We start from the raw sequence: 16,839 nt of genomic DNA on the forward strand, positions 1-16,839 counted from the left end.
CTTTCATCTTTTGCCCTACTTTTTACTTGTAGAGCTACCACCAGGTAGGCGACGTTCAAACCAAAGTCCAGCGCTAATTAAAGCAGAACCGCACAGGATATAGACTAGCGACTTAAAAAGTAAGTCTGTATCGTACTCCTGCACGCGACTGATAATTTGCAGTGTTACTAACAGCATACCGCCCCAAAAGGAACTTCTGTTGCTTAATTTCAATCCTTCTTGAATTAGTCCCCAGGCTAATGTTGCAAGAAGTACATTGAAAATAAAAATGCCAAGTTCATCAATCCTGCTGATAGTTTGATGCCAAAAAGGTACTATTGCAATAAAGACAAGAAATGTACTAATGACAGCAGTTGTGAAAATCACTTCGCGGCGCGGAGGATTATTTCTTTGACGCAGTAGAAACAACCATTGTAAAACCGCCAAGCCACTGAGAATCCCCAAATCGATAATCGGCAGAGACTCGAATAAGTTTGTCAAATTCGTTGGCTGATTATAAGTATAATCTGGAGATTCCCAGACCCAACGAAAAGACAAAACGTAAAAGACAACGCCGAAGCTTACCAATGCTAAATTACGGGCTAGAGATTGAAACAATCTGTAATTTATGCTTGGAAACAGTAAATCATCATAACTCCAGAATAATGCAGGTGGGAGTGCAAAAGCAAAAGATGCCACCCAAGGGGCTATATCAGCGTAATTTAGCAGTGGCAGAGGATTAAGATTGGCTTGTAAGGAGCTAGCAAAAACAAAGGCTGCTAGACCAAAAATCCAACGGGATCTACAGAAGTAGGCTAAGGGTACAAATACCAGCCATGCCAACAAAGGCAGATGTTGCACTACTAGCCGCGACCAAGTTAACTCTCCTGTTGCGTACCATAAGTCTTCTAGTCCAGTCCAATAGCCAATTTCCACAAGGATAATTGATAAAATTCCTAAAGAATTTAAGGACAAACTGAAGGCCATGACCACAACACCGAACCCCCAGGCGAGAAACAGTTGGGAAACTGAACCAACAATATTGAACATTTGGGCCATCAGCAGTAAATTTGCACCGAAGATGAAGGCGCTTAAAATTAGCAACCCTTCTCCCAGTAGGCGTTTGCTTCGTTCTGGCTTCTTTCCTTCAGGTGGTCTCCAATTGTAGAATCCGGTAATGGCGATCGCAAAAAACAAACTCATCATTAGAATAAATTTGACTTCTCGCGATCCTCCCTGCCAGTTTCCTGATACAAAGGTAATTATGCCTAAGCACAAAAGGATGCTGCCGATAGCGATCGCGATTGCTTTATTGCGATCGCGTGCAGCAGCTTCCAGGTTTTTAAATTGATAACGTTCTGCTATCTGCTCATACAGCGAAGAACTAATTAATCCTTCATCCCTCCATAGTTGTGCTTCTTTGCGTAATTTTTGCGGAAAACTATCTAAGAACATGACCTTCTCCGGTGCAGTGGGGTAGCTTGGCCATTGCGATCCCAATGGCGGTCATTATATTTTGAGTATGAAGCCAAAAGCCTTAATTACATTGTTCTTGTGTAACAGTTTGATTTTGATTTAGATACAACGTACTAATTCGTAATTCGTAATTCGTACCTCGACTTCGCTCGGCAACATAATTCGTAATTGATAATTCATCATCTATATGGAAAAACCTTCTAATTTGTTACTTAAAGTCTCACGGCGTTTGTTCGCCAATGTAGACGAGCAAGAAAAATTTATTGAGGCTTTAATAAATCCTCAGCCTTTTTTACCTAGTATTCTTTGGTGTCAAGAAAAGCCAGATACTTCACCTTTTACGGTGGAAACACCAACCTCTTGGCAACCACAATTTATAGACCGCTTATCTCTGGGAGAAAAACCCGGTCAGAATACCTTGCATGAAAAAGGATATTTCTATTGTTTAGATTTTTCTTCGGTGTTTGCGGCTACTACTTTGTTAACTATTCCTGATTCAGTGCCTTTAGTTTTTGATATGTGTGCTGCACCAGGAGGTAAAAGTATCTTCGCTTGGAGAGCTTTACAACCTGACTTACTCATCAGTAATGAAGTTATTGGTAAACGTCTGGGAATGCTAATTTCTAATTTAAAGCGTTGCCACATTAGCCCTAATGCAGTGGTTAATCGAGATTCAAGTATATTTGCCGAAATATTTCCCTACTCTAGCAATCTAGTAATAGTAGATGCTCCTTGTACAGGACAATCGTTACTTGCTAAAGGTGAAAAAGCACCCGGATGTTTTCACCCAACTGCTATTAATAAAAGTGCAAATCGGCAAAAGCGTATTATAGCTAACTCTGCTAAAATTGTTTCACCGCAAGGTTATCTTGCTTATATGACTTGCACATATTCGCCCGAAGAAAATGAGCAAGTTTGCGAATGGTTATTAGAACGCTTTCCCCATTTTAAAGCGATAGAAATTAGTAACTTATCTAAATATCAATCGCATTTAACTACAATACCTTGTTATCGGATGTTTCCTCAAGATAAATTAGGTGCTGGTGCATTTACAATTCTGTTTAAAAATACTAATGATGAGCCTAAAGAAGTAGATTTAAATACAATATCTTCGCTATATATTTACCAAAATATGAAAAAATCAAATTATCTGATGTCCGCTTGATTACTTATTAAACTTGAATAACCACACCCCGCCAAGCGGCTATCCAATACGGTTCGGTTAAAAGGGAAAGGAAAAGGGGAAAGGTTTTGAATACATCCTTTACCCTTTACCCCTTACCCATTCCTCAGACCACAAGGAAAATGAAAAATGCTTATCCGAACCGTATTAAGCAGCTATCCATTAGTCACATCTTTCTCAAGATTATCCAGACATGATATGACTTCTGAATTCTTCTTCAACACAAATTATTTTAACAAGGCATCAAAGCATTAAATCTCCCCAGCACTGCCATATCTTCTTCATCTAACTCTGTTGGAATCCCACTGCGAATTAGTTCCGAAAAGTCTTCATTGGGAACCATAACAGTCAACGTGTACAAGCGAGTAGAACCAGTATTTTTAATCAAATGAGTTCCAGTGGGAGGCACTAATAAACTATCTCCAGCTTTGATCGTGGCACTCTTGCCGTCACACATAGCGATCGCTTCCCCTTTGAGGACAAAAAACATTTCCACTGCCCACTGATGACGATTTGGCGGTGTTTGTCCACCAACATCAAAAATTTCTATACAGCAAGTCAAGGAAGTATTAGCATTTATCGAATCAAAGATAATTGCTAATCGATTAGTATCGTTAGGGCTGATACGATATACTTGGTAATCTTTGGGAGATTTGATTACCGGAATTACACAACTAGTAGCGTACATTTATTTATCCCCTCTGAATTTATCGATGGGTACGAAAATTCCTAAAATACAAGTTCTGAATCACAGAATTTTAGATTTTTAATTTTTGATTGAATAATTCAAAATTCAAAAATGTCTGATAGCAAGAGAATTTAAACCCGATAAAAAATCTAAACTCCAGTGATCTAAGAAAGAGTATTCATACATAGGATCAATCTAAAATAGTTCGACTGAGCGACTTGTGCCGAGCGGAGCCGAGGTAAGCCGAAGTCCAAAATTGATTCACTCCTCACTCTTTTGCAGTCCTGTTAAAATTGCTTGTGAGTCACTGATAAAACCGAAGCATTGTTTGACGTTGTACAATGTCGCTTGCCAACAATATTCAGGAGAAGTGGTGGCGGTGCAGTCTTTAACTAACACGCAGTCATATCCTAAGAAGTTGGCATCACATAACGTGGTTAGTACACATTGATCGGCATTAACACCAGCAAAAAATAATGTTGTTCTTCCTAGATTTCGCAAGATACTATCTAATGGAGTATCCCAAAATCCACTCATGCGGTATTTGTCCACACGAATATCTTCGGGAAGTTGTTCTAATTCGTCTACTACTGCCGCAGCCCAACTACCTGCCATGAGTACTCTAGCACCATTACTTGGTAATGGATCGCCTAATCCCACACCCTCCCCTGTGGGATTATAGACGTGACGCGAACTAGCACTAATATTGAGTAAGTCGGGACGATTCCCCCAATTTACCCAAATAACTGGAACACCAACGTCACGCAGTTCGGGAAGTAAGTTATTCAAAGGTTCAATGGGCTGACGCGCCGGAATTACGTCCACGCCGATATGCGCTAACCAGCCATCAGGGTGACAGAAGTCGTTTTGCATATCAATGATGAGGATAGCAGCTTTTGCCAAGTCTAGATGCAGGGTTTTAGTTTCTGTTGATAAAATAACGGGTTGTGGGGGCTTTTGAGGACGAGTAATATCTGCGATCGCATCATTCACTGTCCACGCATTAGGTGCAACTCCCAATGTCCGTAATGGTAAATTCATAAAATTCCAATACCCAACACCATTTTCTATTTTGTAACTTGAAATTTAGTTGAAAATACAATTACTTAATCAAGGTTAAATATGGCAAATTTCACTATCCAGAATGTTTTGATTGCCGTCGGTGATGATTATGCAACGGTAGATGTACAGATTGTAGATGGTGCGATTGCAGCCATTGCCCTAAATCTACAAGTAATTGGCACTGCCATAGATGGCAAAAATAAGCTGCTGCTACCCGGCTTTTTCAACGCCCACACTCACTCATCAGAGATGTGGCAGCGAGGAATCATGTCAATGTTTCCTTTAGAATTATGGTTGGCGGAACTGTATGATTTTGCCCCTCTCGATCCCGAACAGGTTTATCTCAGTGCTTTGGGTACTGCGGTGGAAACTCTACTTTCCGGTGGTACAAGTGTAGTAGATCACTTAGTCTTAATTCCCGGACTTGAGTTAGAAACGATCGCCACTGCAACTCGCGCTTACACAGAAGTGGGAATTCGTGCCTTTATTGCCCCCTTAATTCAAGATGAGTCCCTCACCGCAGGCATCCCATCCGGGGAATCAGCCCAAACTCATGAGCCTTATTTTCGCTCAACTGCGGCAACATTGGAAATTATCGAAGAAGCGGTGCGACAGTTTCATCGCCCAGATGAAGGTGTAAATATATTAGTTGCACCAACAGGGATTCAATTGTGTACTGATGCTTTATTTCAGGGGTGTACTGAGTTAAGCGATCGCTACAATCTTTGTCGTCACTCCCATTTACTCGAAACCAGGGCACAGGAAAAACTCGCCGAAGAAAAGTACGGTTGTACTGCTGTGGAACATTTGAAAAGAATCGGGTTTTTGAGCAATAAAACTTCACTAGCTCATTGCGTCTGGTTAAATGATACTGATATCGCCATCCTCGCCGAAACTCAATCTACAGTTGTTCACAATCCCTTAAGTAATTTACGTTTAGGCAGTGGCATCGCCCCAATTTTAAAATATCGCCAAGCTGGAGTAAATGTAACTTTTGGTTGCGATGGTGCTTCAAGTAATGACTCTCAAGACTTGTTAGAAGCTATTAAAATAGGTTCTATTTTACATAATGTTACAGACTCAGATTATCAACACTGGATTACACCCAGACAAGCAGTAGAAATGGCATCATTGGGAGGTGCAAAGGGGTTGAATATAGCAGACAAACTTGGTTCCTTAACTGTGGGCAAACAAGCAGATTTGGTACTTTATGACCTCACCAATTTATCGTTACTACCGCGTACAGACCCCATTGGCTTATTAGTCTTAGGCCGTCCCACCAATGTTGTTGATAGTGCTTGGGTAAATGGTAAGCAAATTGTTGCTGATGGGAAAGTTACTACAATTAATGTTGATGAATTGCGACAAGAATTATTTAACCGCAGTCAATGGGAGACAAAACGCAAGTCTGAAACCGTCGCGCAAATTGAGGCTCATTATCGCACGGTTATGGGGTTGTGAAAGACTAATAAATACAGAACTGCGGCAAAAATTCGTGCTTTGGTGTTTAATTTCGGTTAGAAAATGGAGAAATATACTTAGAAATGTTGACGACTATAGTCTCTAACATTACACTAGAGCTTGAATGATGAGTTTTTAGATATGAAATCCTATCGCAACTTATGAGTGAAAAAAACAATCATAATCAAATAGGTCAGCAATTATTAGAAAGCGATTCTAGCAAGGAAGAAGATAAAAATCACAAAAATTGGTGGATTGAAATTGTTTCATTTTTAGCAGTAGGCTATTTGATTTTTAGCCTAATTAGCCCAATATTTCTCAAAGAAGGACAACAACCAAGAAAGATAGAAACTCCTGACATTATAATCATTGCTATTGTTTTATTGTTTAACTCTGGTTTGCTCAATAGAATAGAGGATTTTGCTATTTCTAAGGATGGCGGCTTTACAGCTAAATTTAAGGAACTAAAGCAAGAGGTCAATAAACAGAAGCAAGAGGTCGATAAACAGAAAAGACAAATAGATGAGCTACAAGCACAACAGCTAGAACAACTAGAAAAACAGCAAAAAAATTTAGAACAAACACAAGCTTTTATGTTTGGTTTTTTGATTGCCAAGAAGGATTATGAGAAGATCGATCAACTCTATAAACACTCTAAAGCAAAGACAAGTTATGACTTTTATGTATCAAACAATGTAGGTGATGAGTTAAGGCGGTTACGAGATTTTAAATTAATTAAAACGAACTCTGGTTATATCAGTGATGTCGTTCAAGCGAGTAATTATGGTCAAAAATCAATCGATTTGACTAAATATTTTCATGTTACAGATTTAGGTGAACAGTTTTTGGCAACTCGTGAAGCGCTACAGTTTAGGAGCCAGCAAGAAATGACAAATGCTCAGGAAACTCCAAAAGTTGAGTAGGTCATCTATAGAGTTCTTTTCAATCTTATCTACCACCAATTATCTTAGTCGTTATGTCGTTGTGTGTATCTTTAATATAGTGAGTACATTTCAGGATTGGTTCTGGGAAATCAATGAGTGCAGACAAGGCCCTCATTACTATTTCAATGCTACTTTTGCTCCGTCTGATGCTGAACGCCTTGCTGCTTTGGTACGCCAGCATCCACTATCTGGCTTTGAACACTGCCATTTTGTTGGCAAATTAATCAATGCGCCATGTGGAGACGCCAATTATCAAGGTTCTTACGATTTGTATGTTGACCAGAGCAACTATGCTGAAGTCATGTCGGGAATACAAAGAGATGAGCCTATAGTTACTGTCGCACACTATACTTGGCAAATTATTGGTGTTTGCGATCGCAATTTTGGCATTGAGTCTGGTTATGGTGGGATAACTGGCACAGACAACCAAACTGACACCTCACTAATTATGGCGCTGGCACAGTCACCAGAACTCACTTTAGTTGATTGGAGAGTGGTTGCTGGGGGAGACGGTTACGCATTGGTGTTTTTTAGAAGTGGCACATCAGCCAGAGAATTGCTTGCTTACTTGCAGATGCAGCCACAAAAGCCTGACTTTGTACAAATAGAAAAAGAGTTATGTCTGGCTCTATCAGATCCAGCATTGTCTAAAATTTATCGCTTGGGCGAGTGCAAAATCAATGGTTGGCAGCTGGAAGTGGTCGTTTTGCATAAGATTGAAAAAACCACAAGCTATGGTGGCGAAGGATGGGACATGACAGCGCACACCACCAAGCTTTACAAAGTTGCCCAAACTGTTAGCGATAAGTGCAAGGTTCCGGGTTGTGCAGGAGGTGCTGCACATGCCCCCAATGACTTCTACACACTCATTGGCAGCCATCTCAGCTTTGGCTACTCGCGCCAGGAAGATTGAGGTCAAAACTAGCTCAATTATGGAATTATCCCATAATTTGACGTGCGATCGCTAAATTATTATTTACACCATCAATACTCTAGTAATTGCCTAAAAAGCAATAAAAAAGGCGGATTTTTGTGTATGCTCTGTGACTAAGTGCCTTAGCGATACATTTCCGGGAGTAAACATGGAACGCGTCATTTCTGCGTTGGGAATTTTAGTTTTTATCGGTATATCCTATGCCTTCTCTGTTAATCGTCATGCGGTGCGTTGGCGAATAGTGGCATGGGGTTTGGCATTGGAGTTTGTGTTTGCGTTAGTAATTCTTAAAACTCCTTGGGGTTTGAATGTGTTTAAATCTCTGGGAGATATTGTCAGCCAATTTCTAGCATTTTCTGATGTTGGTGCCAAATTTGTCTTTGGAGAAAATTTTAAGGATCATTTCTTTGCCTTTCAAGTGCTGCCGACAATCATCTTTTTCTCTGCCTTTATCAGCGTCTTGTATTACTACGGCATTTTACAGCGAGTCGTAAATGTGATGGCATGGGTAATGATGAAGACGATGAAAACATCAGGTTCTGAATCCTTATCTTGTGCAGGTAACATCTTTTTGGGGCCAACAGAATCGGCGCTGATAGTTAAACCTTATATAGCGAATATGACGCAATCGGAACTCCATGCCGTAATGACAGGTGGTTTTGCCACAATTGCTGGTGGAGTACTAGGAGCATATCTTTCCTTTGGGCTACCAACAGAACACCTGATTGCTGCTTTCTTTATGACTGCTCCCACATCGTTGGTGGTATCAAAATTACTTTACCCAGAAACAGAAGTATCAGAGACGGTTGGTAAGGCAAAAGCACACGTAGAAACCAATTATGTAAATGTGATTGATGCTGCTACTAGCGGAGCAATTGACGGCGTGAAGCTAGCAGTTAATGTTGGGGTGATAATTATCGCTTTTTTAGGATTATTGGCTGCCCTGAATGCCCTGCTGGCTTGGTTGGGGGCATTTGTCGGCTTAGAACAACTTTCATTGCAGTGGATTTTATCTTTTATTATGGCTCCCGTGGCGTGGCTGATGGGCGTACCTTGGGCTGATTGTCGGCAAGTTGGGGCTTTATTGGGTACAAAGACAATTCTTAACGAGTTTATTGCTTTTTTAGATTTGAAAGCACTAATTGAAAGCGGTAAAATTTCCCAACGCGCAGTAATTATTTCGACTTACGCATTATGTAATTTTGCAAATCTAGGTTCAATTGGCATTACCATTGGCGGCATTACGGGGATAGCACCAAATCGCCAGCATGATTTAGCTCGCATGGGTGTAAAGTCAATGATTGGCGGTTTGTTAGCGGGTTTTATCACCGCTTGTATTGCTGGGATGTTGATTTGAACTGCGGACTCACTTTCAAACAAAATAGCTGTTTTCCCCTGACTTTTCACGCTATATAAATTCGTGTTTTTCTAAAAGTTTCCTAATATCATGTCCGGCTAATTAGTTACAGTTACCACATCTATGCAAAAATCGGAAAACACTCTTTTCCCCTGCTTCCAACAATAATTGCGGTCTTAATGATAAGTCTTTAACCGGACACGATATAAGCCCTGATTTTTATTCTCCTCTCTTATATTTTCATTAACTTTTAGCTATTGAGAATTAAGCTTTGGAAAAAATCATCAATGGCACGAAGACTTATGTGAAACCTCCTGCTGGTTATTAGTTGGAGGTAGGGTATAGGGCTTCATCCCACACCCAATACCCTACACCCTTTCATCAAGTAATCTCAGGAGTTTTCGCTTATCAAGCGTGCCACTCAAAAAAGTTATACATTTTCAGAGATTGTCTTTTTACTTAAAGCTTCTGTCTTCATTTTTGCATTTACTTTGGAATATTTGCTGAGGGCAGGAGTGCTTAAATCTATGTTTTCTTTTGAAGATGTTGAAATGGACGAATTAGAGCTAACCTCTTCTGGTTCTGAATCTAAAGATGTTTTTCCTTCCCACGAGTAATTACATATTTTAATATGAAGTAGTGTACCAAATGTGGCATTAATTACAAAGGCAAAGGAATCTACGAAGATTATGTCTATAGCCCGATCAATCATGAGTCCCTCTTGATCTAATAAAAGTATCAAGTGATGTTTGAATCTGAATTTGACTACACAAGGCATAATGCTGATTCCAGAAATCTTCAGAAATACTTGTAAATTAGCTTTGTAAGTCTAATTACATATATAAAAGGTATTATGATGATTAGGGATTAGCTTCTGCTAAGGTCTAGCACTTTGGTTTTCAAATTTCAATATCAGCTTATTAGATACGACTATTATATAAATTTCTTACACAGGGACAGATGAAAAAAGTCATGAACATAACCATGACTTTAGCCATTTTCTCTATCTTCTACCCATTGAACAATATCATCCCATTGTGATATCTGCGACAAGCCGGCTACGCGTCTACGCACTCAACTTTAATGTGTCGGCTGGCTGTGGTTGCTGATGTGTTTTATTGCCTTTGGGGAAGAATTCATTCAATTTACTAACGGCAAATATTGGTAGAGACCACGTGGCGTTGGGAGTTGAGGAGGTGCTGGAATAGGCTAGCAGTTGAGAACGTTCCCTGAAAGGGTTGCCTCCGGCATCGCTAACCATTCCAATCAAGCAGCATACCGTCCAGAATCGTAACCTTCCACTGTAGAAACTTCGCCATCTGAAGCCTACAGCATATCCATACAATTCATTTTTACTTTGTTGCCGAGCCTCGATAAATTCGCTCCATTTGCTCTGGAGAAAGCACTGTCATCGGAAACCATTCATGTGTAGAAATAGGAAGATCCTCAGACGATTGAGACGGTCGTTGTTGAGTTTTAGTGAAATGTATTTCCACATTGTTAGCTAAAGGTGGGTTAAGTAATGTCTCATCTATCTCCGATGAGAGAAACTGATTTTGAGGCAAGACATAGGCGTGTTTTCCTGGATCGTATGCCAAAATTTCTCCTGTCTCGATTTGATAAATCCAAGCATAAATATTAAGTTGCCCTTGGTGGAGCTTAGAGCGGATCACCGGATAAGTTCGTAAATTTTCTATTTGGGTGAGTACATTCTCAGCAATAATTATTTCTAAGAGTTCTTCGCCTTCGTATTGGCTATAATTGTCTTTCACCAGTCGTCGGGTTGCCTCTGTATACTTGAGCCAGTCATGTACAAGCGGCATTTCTACCCGCAAACTGTCTAACTTCATTAACCCTTTCATAGCACCACAATGGGAGTGACCACAGACAATAATTTGCTGAATATCTAATGCTTGAATAGCATATTCAATTGTTGCCCCTTCACCGCCATTAGTCGCACCAAATGGTGGAATAATGTTGCCTGCATTGCGGATAACAAACAATTCGCCTAACCCGGCTTGTGTAATCAGGTTGGGATCGATACGCGAATCTGAACAGGTAATAAATAGTACTCTAGGCTTTTGACCATGAGAAAGTTGTTCAAACAGTTCTTCATGAGCGGAAAAATAACTACTTTTAAATTCGCGCAAACCTTTAATCAATCTTTTCATAGGAGTACCTAAGTCAATAAGTAATACTTGGAAGTTTTCTTGAAGAAGTCAAAATCAAGACGCTCTCTACGAGACGCTAGCGCGAACGCAGACTCGCTTGCCGCCGGCGCTATCAGTCGGGGATTCAAACCCGTCACTGAATTGTTGCACCACCAAATTTTCAATTTGGTGGGGGCCTTAAACCCAGTTATTTATCCGCCAATCGTACAGAATACCCTTTTTGTATGCTGACGCCTCGGCGGAGCGTCTCTGTCTCTGCTCCTAAGTCTTGAATTCTGTTTCGATAAAATTTGAGTTCTCAAATTAAGGAAGTACTACGGGTATTATATATATATTATATAAACAGATTGGCTTCATTGATAAGCTTTTGCCATTGCACTATCGCCTTAATCAAAGGGTGAAATTTATTCTCGTAACTATTAATCAATACCTTTATCAAGGTACAAGAGTTTAGCACCGATTACAACAATGAGAATACTACACAAAGAGGTAGGAGACTAAAAAATTTTGGTTAGTAAAATTGACTCAGGCTTATAAAATATTTTTTTGTAAAAATACTTGGTAAAAGTACATTTGTCTAGATTAGTTAGTACCACTAGAAAAACTGTCATAGTCGCAATCAGGTAAGTAATCACCTGAGAAATATATTAATAAGAGTGATCTAAGAATCTCCCTATAGTAATGTACCAAATTTTACTAGTAACATAAATAGTTTTCTGTAATAATCAACAACCAAAAGCGGGAACTATACTTTTGATACACTTGCCCTGGTAGTTATGGTTAAAATTGTTAGATTTTATGTTTAAAATAGCGGTGCTTGTTTTTGTAGTGTTGTCTATGTTTTATCTTCTAATTTTCAAAGATTCTGACACGTCTATGGTTTATATGCTTGGCGCACTAGTTTGTACATTATTATTAATAAATAATAAACTCTCACCGAGAAATTAGCTCGCTCAAAGAAATAATATTTAATCAAAAATGTTTGCGACATTAATGCCAGCATCCGCTTTTAAGAACGAATTAACATCGGGTCATAAATTTGGCACTCTTGAACACCATACTTGCCTAAAATCAAGCTAGCGTGCTCAAGTTCATTGTCTGTGCCACTAACAATCAATATGTAATTACCTTGCTCAATTTGCTCATTGTAAAAGCGTACCCAGTCATCTGCTATTCCTAGCCTCATCCCGTCAAAGCGATCGCTTAAAGTAACACCTGTTGAGTCAATCAGTTGAGGAAAGCCTTTGCTAATTAAGGAAATCTGGCTTACTGGAAAACCTGCGACACGCATCTCGTTAATTGCCGCTTCAGTATTTTCTATATGATTAAAGTAACTAATAGCATACTTGGTCATCATTCCGCTTTTATTAGGAATGGCACTAGCAGAAGTCGTCGTAGTCAAATAATTTGTAGTTCCATCTTCACCGCCAAGATACTCGTAAATGCCGAACTCTTCAATACCCCAACGGCGTAGTATTGCTTCTACTTTAGCAATTTCTAGAGACGTACAATCGACGATTATTAAATAGTGTCCATCCTCTACTCGCTCGTTATATGCTCTAGCTTGCTCTGACGACATTCCCCAACCAACTAATGCACCAGCAAAAGTCCCAGTTGCAGCACCAATACTAGCTCCGACAAGGGTTGTAACCAAAGCAGTTGCAGCTGCTCCGGCCAGCATTATTGGCCCAACTCCAGGGATTGCTAAAGTTCCAAGACCTACCAATAAACCAGTCAAACCGCCAACAGCGCCCCCAGAAAGCCCTCCTACTGTTGCACCTTCGTCAGTTTTATCATCAGCACCCTCTTGAACTTGATTATCGCCAATGTCATGGTTGCGATCTGAATTTTGTACAAGTACAGATACTTTTTCCATCCCCAAGCCAGCATCTCTCAACTCATGTATTGCCCGCTCTGCATCTATCCGATGAGTAAATACGCCTACAGCACGTTGATATTGACTTAAAACCATTATTACTCCTTGGTAGCATGGGAAAGATTAATCACTGACAAAGTTAATTCTCCAGCATCTGTAATATTAAATACAAATTTGTTCAGTTCAAAACTATCTTTAGTAATAAAATATATTTACAGATGGTGTAATCACTACCTCGTTACTCAACCAGCACTTATCCACATCTACGCAAGCGATCGCCCACTGCGGAAATTTCACTCTTCTATCTCTTGATGGTTATCACCAGCGTCAGCACTGTTGACGAGACAGGGAATAGGGAAGAGGGAAGAGGCAATAGGCAACAAGCCTCTTTGAGTTGTACTGAATTTTTTCAGAAATCAAATATGAGTTCTATAGCAATTAGGAATTAGGAATTAGGAATTAGGAATTGAGGTAAAGCTATCTGTTTCGAGAAAGGATAAAAATGATAGGGGCTGACTCATATTAGCAGCAAAGCCCAAAATTCCTGGATCTCGATGTTCGTAAAGTAATTGTCCTTTGCTATCAAACAAAAAAGTTCCACCACGCTGAGTTAAGTAGGCAGAATTAGGTACATAAGTATGCCAATTGCTCAGAATTTCCACCATATTCCGTAGCCGTAGAGTAGCTAATTCAAAGGGACGTTGAAACCCATTTCCGCCAGCTAATTTGAAAAACGAGCCTTGAAAAGTAGGTAGAGGAGTACCTTGAATAATTTCATCATCTTCAATCAGTTGAGGGGCTTGACGATCTCCCCTATATCCCCGAAAAACTTCTCTTAGCGTTCCAGGACTTCCAAACCCTGCACACATTAACAGTAGATTTAGCCAAGCTTTCTGGGCAGGGGAAAGTCCAGCCAGAGTCAGATTCAGACCTGAATAAAGTTTGAGTTGGTGATGTAGTTCTCCATTAGGTTCAACAAATAAATTGTCGGGTGGAAATCCTGTATATTCACAAAATCTTTTTCCAGAGGCGCGATCGCCAATTCCCACTGCACGAATAGCGAGTTTTTCAGGAGGCAATTTTTTAGCTTCACGCTGTAACCACCACGCATATTCAAGACTATCAAAATCCCCAAGTTGTGGCCAGACTAAAATCAGGATATATGAGGCAGTCTCACAATTTTCTAGTAGGGGTCGGGTCATGCCATCACTAACACGCTGAAGTTCGGTCTGACTAAAGATAGTGTAGGGATTCATTACAATAAATTAACCGCTATTTAGCTATTCCATTTTAGTCCAATTGATTAAAATTCACGTTGATTTTTATGTTTTAAAATTTTGCTACTCGTTCTACTCAACCATCACTCCACTGGGTGGGGGGAGGCGCGGTGGAACCTTCTCTGCGAGACGCTGCGCGATCGCCCTGATTATCTGCTTTGACTTCTACAGCCGAAACCGAGTTTTTAGCCCAGCAGCAAAATGTCTAGTAGTTCGCCAAGGAAAATTGGCGGGGTAAAGGGGCAGGGGGAAAGGGAAAAAATGTTATTCCTTTACCCTTTAACCTTTACCCAATTCCTGCGCCCTCACTTAACAATTTTGGCTTGGCAGACTACTAGTATGCGTTAAGGAATTCCGAAATACCCTAATTAGCAGTTGTAGAGTTTAGTGATAGTACATTAAGGGTAAAAATATGAAATCTATAACTAAGGCATCTGCTTTAAAAGAATACTACTCTGAGAATGGTTGGCGTACCCAGCCTTACACAATAACTTATATTGAAGACGCTGATGCAGATACTTGGGAAGCTAAAACTGATAAACCTGATGCTTGGAATGATGTTAGAGTCCTTTGGGTTCCGGCTGAAGATAAAATAGTGATGAGTGCTACCGCTACTACTGAACCAGGTGTAAGAATGGTAGAAAACCCAGTTATGTCTGCTGGTGCTTTTAGGATTCAGCTAGATACACTCTTTAAAGAATGCTGGGAAATAGGTAAACATATTACAGCGCACTCTAATCAAGAAGCTTTAGTTCAATGTGATGAGATATCTGGCTTTAGAGATTATAATAAAGATTTTAAGAGGACAGGAGATAAATTATATACTGGTTTATTCGGTGTTAACCAGCACACAACAGCAAACAATGCAGAAGGAGATGCCCCTATTAGTGTCGGTGGGTGGTCTGCGGGATGTTTAGTTGGGCGTTATCCTAGCACTCATTACAATGTTTTTATGCCCAACTGTAGAAATTCAGGGCAGAAGAAATTCGATACTGTGGTTTTAGATGGTACTAAATTTTGGAACTGGTTAAAAGCTAAAGGTTACTCTCTAGTTTAATTTATTAACGATCTAACTCAATACGCTTGGATTAGTGCCAAAAAGCTTGAACTGTGTAGGTTGGATTGAGAAACGAAACTCAACATTTCTGGGGCTTTGTTGGGTTGCGCTTTGCTTAACCCAAGCGTATTGCGATATAACTAGGGTATCGTCAATAATATTAAGTAATAAAGGTTCATGAGATTACGGAGCCTTTATTACTAATATTAATATCGAAGTTATATTTAAGTCTTGAATAAATTTTCGCTCTTGAACACGTAGTCTGGTACAAGTAGTCAAATTGACTTTTACAGTCACAATTTAAGTCAAGCGATCGCATGAGGAAAGCAGTAGCCGTAATCTTGGCGGTAATACCAATTCTGTATGAAGATGCGCCAAACTCCAAACTATATAAAGAACGAACCGCAAAGGGCGCAAAGGACACAAAGAAAGAAGGAAGCCAAGAGAATTTGGCGTAGCCTCACAAAGAAATGGTATAAATGCTTGCTGAGAGCGCTCCACAGCAAAAAAACCTGGTGTTAAATACCGAGTTAATAATTAAATATAAAGTCAAGTAATCAAGCGGACATTATATCAATAGACTTCTTGCAGAAGTCGGGAAAAGGGGGAAAGGTTTGTTATTTTCCCTTTCCCCTGGTTGGTGAGCTTGCCGAACCATAACCTTTTCCCACCTCTTGCAAAAAGAACTTATGCAAGAGGTCTAATCTTTTAATTGATATTGAACGTTTGATTCCTCTTGTACGTAATTATTATTTTGATATTCATTTTGCTTAGTAGAAGATGTGAGTTCTTCCAGAATTTGAATTGCACCACTAATCCGCAGTAAGGTATCGCGCAGATTTGCTTGTTTCACCTCTAAATCTGCCATAACTTTTTGTCCTGATACCAATTCGGCTTTGAGTTCAGTGAGACGTTTTTCTAATTGTTCTTTCATTATTTACTTAAGTTCCTTTGACTTTGCTATTCAGGGAAATAAATGTGCCAGTACCGGAATATTGGGGGGTAGCGTCGGGTATGGGACTGGGTGTAGAGGGTTTTTGTGCGGGGACTGTGACTTGAAATTTGGCTTTAAATGAAGCACCTTTGAGCAGTACTGCTTTCCCACCAGATTTAGTCTTTTTGGCTTTTTGCTTGCTAGCAAGGGATTCAATAGACAGTATCCCAACTCCAGGGGTAGTATATTGGGAAGTTATATAAGGACAACCAGGGACGATGACTTTTTTTTCGTCGCCATCTACACAGACTAGTTTCTGGTTAATTTTATCTTTGCCTGTGCCAATTAGATCGCCTGGACGGACGGTGACAATGGCTTGGCCAAAAGTTTTGTTAAACATGGCTTGATCGCCAGTGATGAGAATGAAGTCAGCCATAGAG

General features: G+C 39.9%; 16 protein-coding genes. 6 read left to right on the forward strand and 10 right to left on the reverse strand.

The window, feature by feature from the left end:
* Positions 1 to 15: 15 nt before the first annotated feature.
* Complete coding sequence (locus tag RMX98_RS20600; RefSeq protein ID WP_322680246.1) at positions 16 to 1,434, reverse strand: DUF2157 domain-containing protein; 1,419 nt, start codon at positions 1,432 to 1,434, stop codon at positions 16 to 18.
* 208 nt (positions 1,435 to 1,642) lie between these two features.
* Here RMX98_RS20600 and RMX98_RS20605 point away from each other — a divergent pair, with 208 nt between their 5' ends.
* Positions 1,643 to 2,620 carry an RsmB/NOP family class I SAM-dependent RNA methyltransferase gene (locus RMX98_RS20605; protein ID WP_322680245.1) on the forward strand — a complete coding sequence of 326 codons (978 nt, stop codon included), beginning with the start codon at positions 1,643 to 1,645 and terminating at the stop codon, positions 2,618 to 2,620.
* A 250-nt stretch (positions 2,621 to 2,870) separates the two neighbouring features.
* On the opposite strand, the gene RMX98_RS20610 is transcribed toward RMX98_RS20605, so the two are convergent.
* Together RMX98_RS20610 and RMX98_RS20615 are read right to left on the reverse strand one after the other, a co-directional pair.
* Positions 2,871 to 3,326: a cupin domain-containing protein gene (locus RMX98_RS20610; protein ID WP_322680244.1), complete on the reverse strand. Its 456-nt coding sequence runs from the start codon at positions 3,324 to 3,326 to the stop codon at positions 2,871 to 2,873.
* 261 nt (positions 3,327 to 3,587) lie between these two features.
* Positions 3,588 to 4,367, reverse strand: a complete 780-nt coding sequence (locus RMX98_RS20615; RefSeq protein WP_322680243.1) for an isochorismatase family cysteine hydrolase — start codon at positions 4,365 to 4,367, stop codon at positions 3,588 to 3,590.
* 81 nt (positions 4,368 to 4,448) lie between these two features.
* On the opposite strand from RMX98_RS20615, the gene RMX98_RS20620 reads away from it, so the two are divergent.
* The 4 genes from RMX98_RS20620 (at position 4,449) to RMX98_RS20635 (ending at position 9,084) form a co-directional block, all read left to right on the forward strand.
* The gene (locus RMX98_RS20620) at positions 4,449 to 5,849 is read left to right on the forward strand and encodes an amidohydrolase (RefSeq protein WP_322680242.1); all 1,401 of its coding nucleotides are present in this window, start codon (positions 4,449 to 4,451) and stop codon (positions 5,847 to 5,849) included.
* A 161-nt stretch (positions 5,850 to 6,010) separates the two neighbouring features.
* Positions 6,011 to 6,772: a hypothetical protein gene (locus tag RMX98_RS20625; RefSeq protein WP_322680241.1), complete on the forward strand. Its 762-nt coding sequence runs from the start codon at positions 6,011 to 6,013 to the stop codon at positions 6,770 to 6,772.
* 79 nt (positions 6,773 to 6,851) lie between these two features.
* A complete protein-coding gene (locus tag RMX98_RS20630) occupies positions 6,852 to 7,706 on the forward strand; it encodes a hypothetical protein (RefSeq protein WP_322680240.1) in 855 nt (284 codons plus the stop codon).
* A 169-nt stretch (positions 7,707 to 7,875) separates the two neighbouring features.
* A complete protein-coding gene (locus RMX98_RS20635) occupies positions 7,876 to 9,084 on the forward strand; it encodes a NupC/NupG family nucleoside CNT transporter (RefSeq protein ID WP_322680239.1) in 1,209 nt (402 codons plus the stop codon).
* Between the two features lie 430 nt (positions 9,085 to 9,514).
* Here RMX98_RS20635 and RMX98_RS20640 read toward each other — a convergent pair whose 3' ends face one another.
* The 5 genes from RMX98_RS20640 to RMX98_RS20660 form a co-directional block, all read right to left on the reverse strand.
* Positions 9,515 to 9,796: a hypothetical protein gene (locus RMX98_RS20640; RefSeq protein ID WP_322680238.1), complete on the reverse strand. Its 282-nt coding sequence runs from the start codon at positions 9,794 to 9,796 to the stop codon at positions 9,515 to 9,517.
* 354 nt (positions 9,797 to 10,150) lie between these two features.
* A complete protein-coding gene (locus tag RMX98_RS20645; protein ID WP_322680237.1) occupies positions 10,151 to 10,345 on the reverse strand; it encodes a hypothetical protein in 195 nt (64 codons plus the stop codon).
* Positions 10,346 to 10,436: 91 nt separating this feature from the next.
* Complete coding sequence (locus RMX98_RS20650) at positions 10,437 to 11,255, reverse strand: carbonic anhydrase (protein WP_322680236.1); 819 nt, start codon at positions 11,253 to 11,255, stop codon at positions 10,437 to 10,439.
* A 1,009-nt stretch (positions 11,256 to 12,264) separates the two neighbouring features.
* On the reverse strand, positions 12,265 to 13,227 hold the full coding sequence (locus tag RMX98_RS20655) for a hypothetical protein (protein WP_322680235.1): 963 nt from the start codon (positions 13,225 to 13,227) through the stop codon (positions 12,265 to 12,267).
* Positions 13,228 to 13,583: 356 nt separating this feature from the next.
* The gene (locus RMX98_RS20660; protein WP_322680234.1) at positions 13,584 to 14,387 is read right to left on the reverse strand and encodes a peroxiredoxin-like family protein; all 804 of its coding nucleotides are present in this window, start codon (positions 14,385 to 14,387) and stop codon (positions 13,584 to 13,586) included.
* Positions 14,388 to 14,820: 433 nt separating this feature from the next.
* On the opposite strand from RMX98_RS20660, the gene RMX98_RS20665 reads away from it, so the two are divergent.
* Positions 14,821 to 15,465, forward strand: a complete 645-nt coding sequence (locus RMX98_RS20665) for a hypothetical protein (RefSeq protein WP_322680233.1) — start codon at positions 14,821 to 14,823, stop codon at positions 15,463 to 15,465.
* A 700-nt stretch (positions 15,466 to 16,165) separates the two neighbouring features.
* Here RMX98_RS20665 and RMX98_RS20670 read toward each other — a convergent pair.
* Positions 16,166 to 16,399: a hypothetical protein gene (locus RMX98_RS20670; RefSeq protein WP_322680232.1), complete on the reverse strand. Its 234-nt coding sequence runs from the start codon at positions 16,397 to 16,399 to the stop codon at positions 16,166 to 16,168.
* Positions 16,400 to 16,406: 7 nt separating this feature from the next.
* Positions 16,407 to 16,835, reverse strand: coding sequence for a hypothetical protein (locus RMX98_RS20675; RefSeq protein ID WP_322680231.1), 429 nt, complete (start codon positions 16,833 to 16,835; stop codon positions 16,407 to 16,409).
* Between the last annotated feature and the right edge of the window lie 4 nt (positions 16,836 to 16,839).

The organism is Nostoc sp. DedQUE02 (assembly GCF_034531035.1).
Taxonomy (GTDB): Bacteria; Cyanobacteriota; Cyanobacteriia; order Cyanobacteriales; family Nostocaceae; genus Nostoc.

Coding starts and splice junctions, on each gene's coding strand:
- RMX98_RS20610 (WP_322680244.1), bottom strand. CDS start 3,326: ATGTACGCTACTAGTTGTGTAATTCCGGTAATCAAATCTCCCAAAGAT.
- RMX98_RS20615 (WP_322680243.1), bottom strand. CDS start 4,367: ATGAATTTACCATTACGGACATTGGGAGTTGCACCTAATGCGTGGACA.
- RMX98_RS20670 (WP_322680232.1), bottom strand. CDS start 16,399: ATGAAAGAACAATTAGAAAAACGTCTCACTGAACTCAAAGCCGAATTG.
- RMX98_RS20635 (WP_322680239.1), top strand. CDS start 7,876: ATGGAACGCGTCATTTCTGCGTTGGGAATTTTAGTTTTTATCGGTATA.
- RMX98_RS20625 (WP_322680241.1), top strand. CDS start 6,011: ATGAGTGAAAAAAACAATCATAATCAAATAGGTCAGCAATTATTAGAA.
- RMX98_RS20675 (WP_322680231.1), bottom strand. CDS start 16,835: ATGGCTGACTTCATTCTCATCACTGGCGATCAAGCCATGTTTAACAAA.
- RMX98_RS20640 (WP_322680238.1), bottom strand. CDS start 9,796: ATGATTGATCGGGCTATAGACATAATCTTCGTAGATTCCTTTGCCTTT.
- RMX98_RS20605 (WP_322680245.1), top strand. CDS start 1,643: ATGGAAAAACCTTCTAATTTGTTACTTAAAGTCTCACGGCGTTTGTTC.
- RMX98_RS20650 (WP_322680236.1), bottom strand. CDS start 11,255: ATGAAAAGATTGATTAAAGGTTTGCGCGAATTTAAAAGTAGTTATTTT.
- RMX98_RS20620 (WP_322680242.1), top strand. CDS start 4,449: ATGGCAAATTTCACTATCCAGAATGTTTTGATTGCCGTCGGTGATGAT.
- RMX98_RS20600 (WP_322680246.1), bottom strand. CDS start 1,434: ATGTTCTTAGATAGTTTTCCGCAAAAATTACGCAAAGAAGCACAACTA.
- RMX98_RS20665 (WP_322680233.1), top strand. CDS start 14,821: ATGAAATCTATAACTAAGGCATCTGCTTTAAAAGAATACTACTCTGAG.
- RMX98_RS20655 (WP_322680235.1), bottom strand. CDS start 13,227: ATGGTTTTAAGTCAATATCAACGTGCTGTAGGCGTATTTACTCATCGG.
- RMX98_RS20645 (WP_322680237.1), bottom strand. CDS start 10,345: ATGGTTAGCGATGCCGGAGGCAACCCTTTCAGGGAACGTTCTCAACTG.
- RMX98_RS20660 (WP_322680234.1), bottom strand. CDS start 14,387: ATGAATCCCTACACTATCTTTAGTCAGACCGAACTTCAGCGTGTTAGT.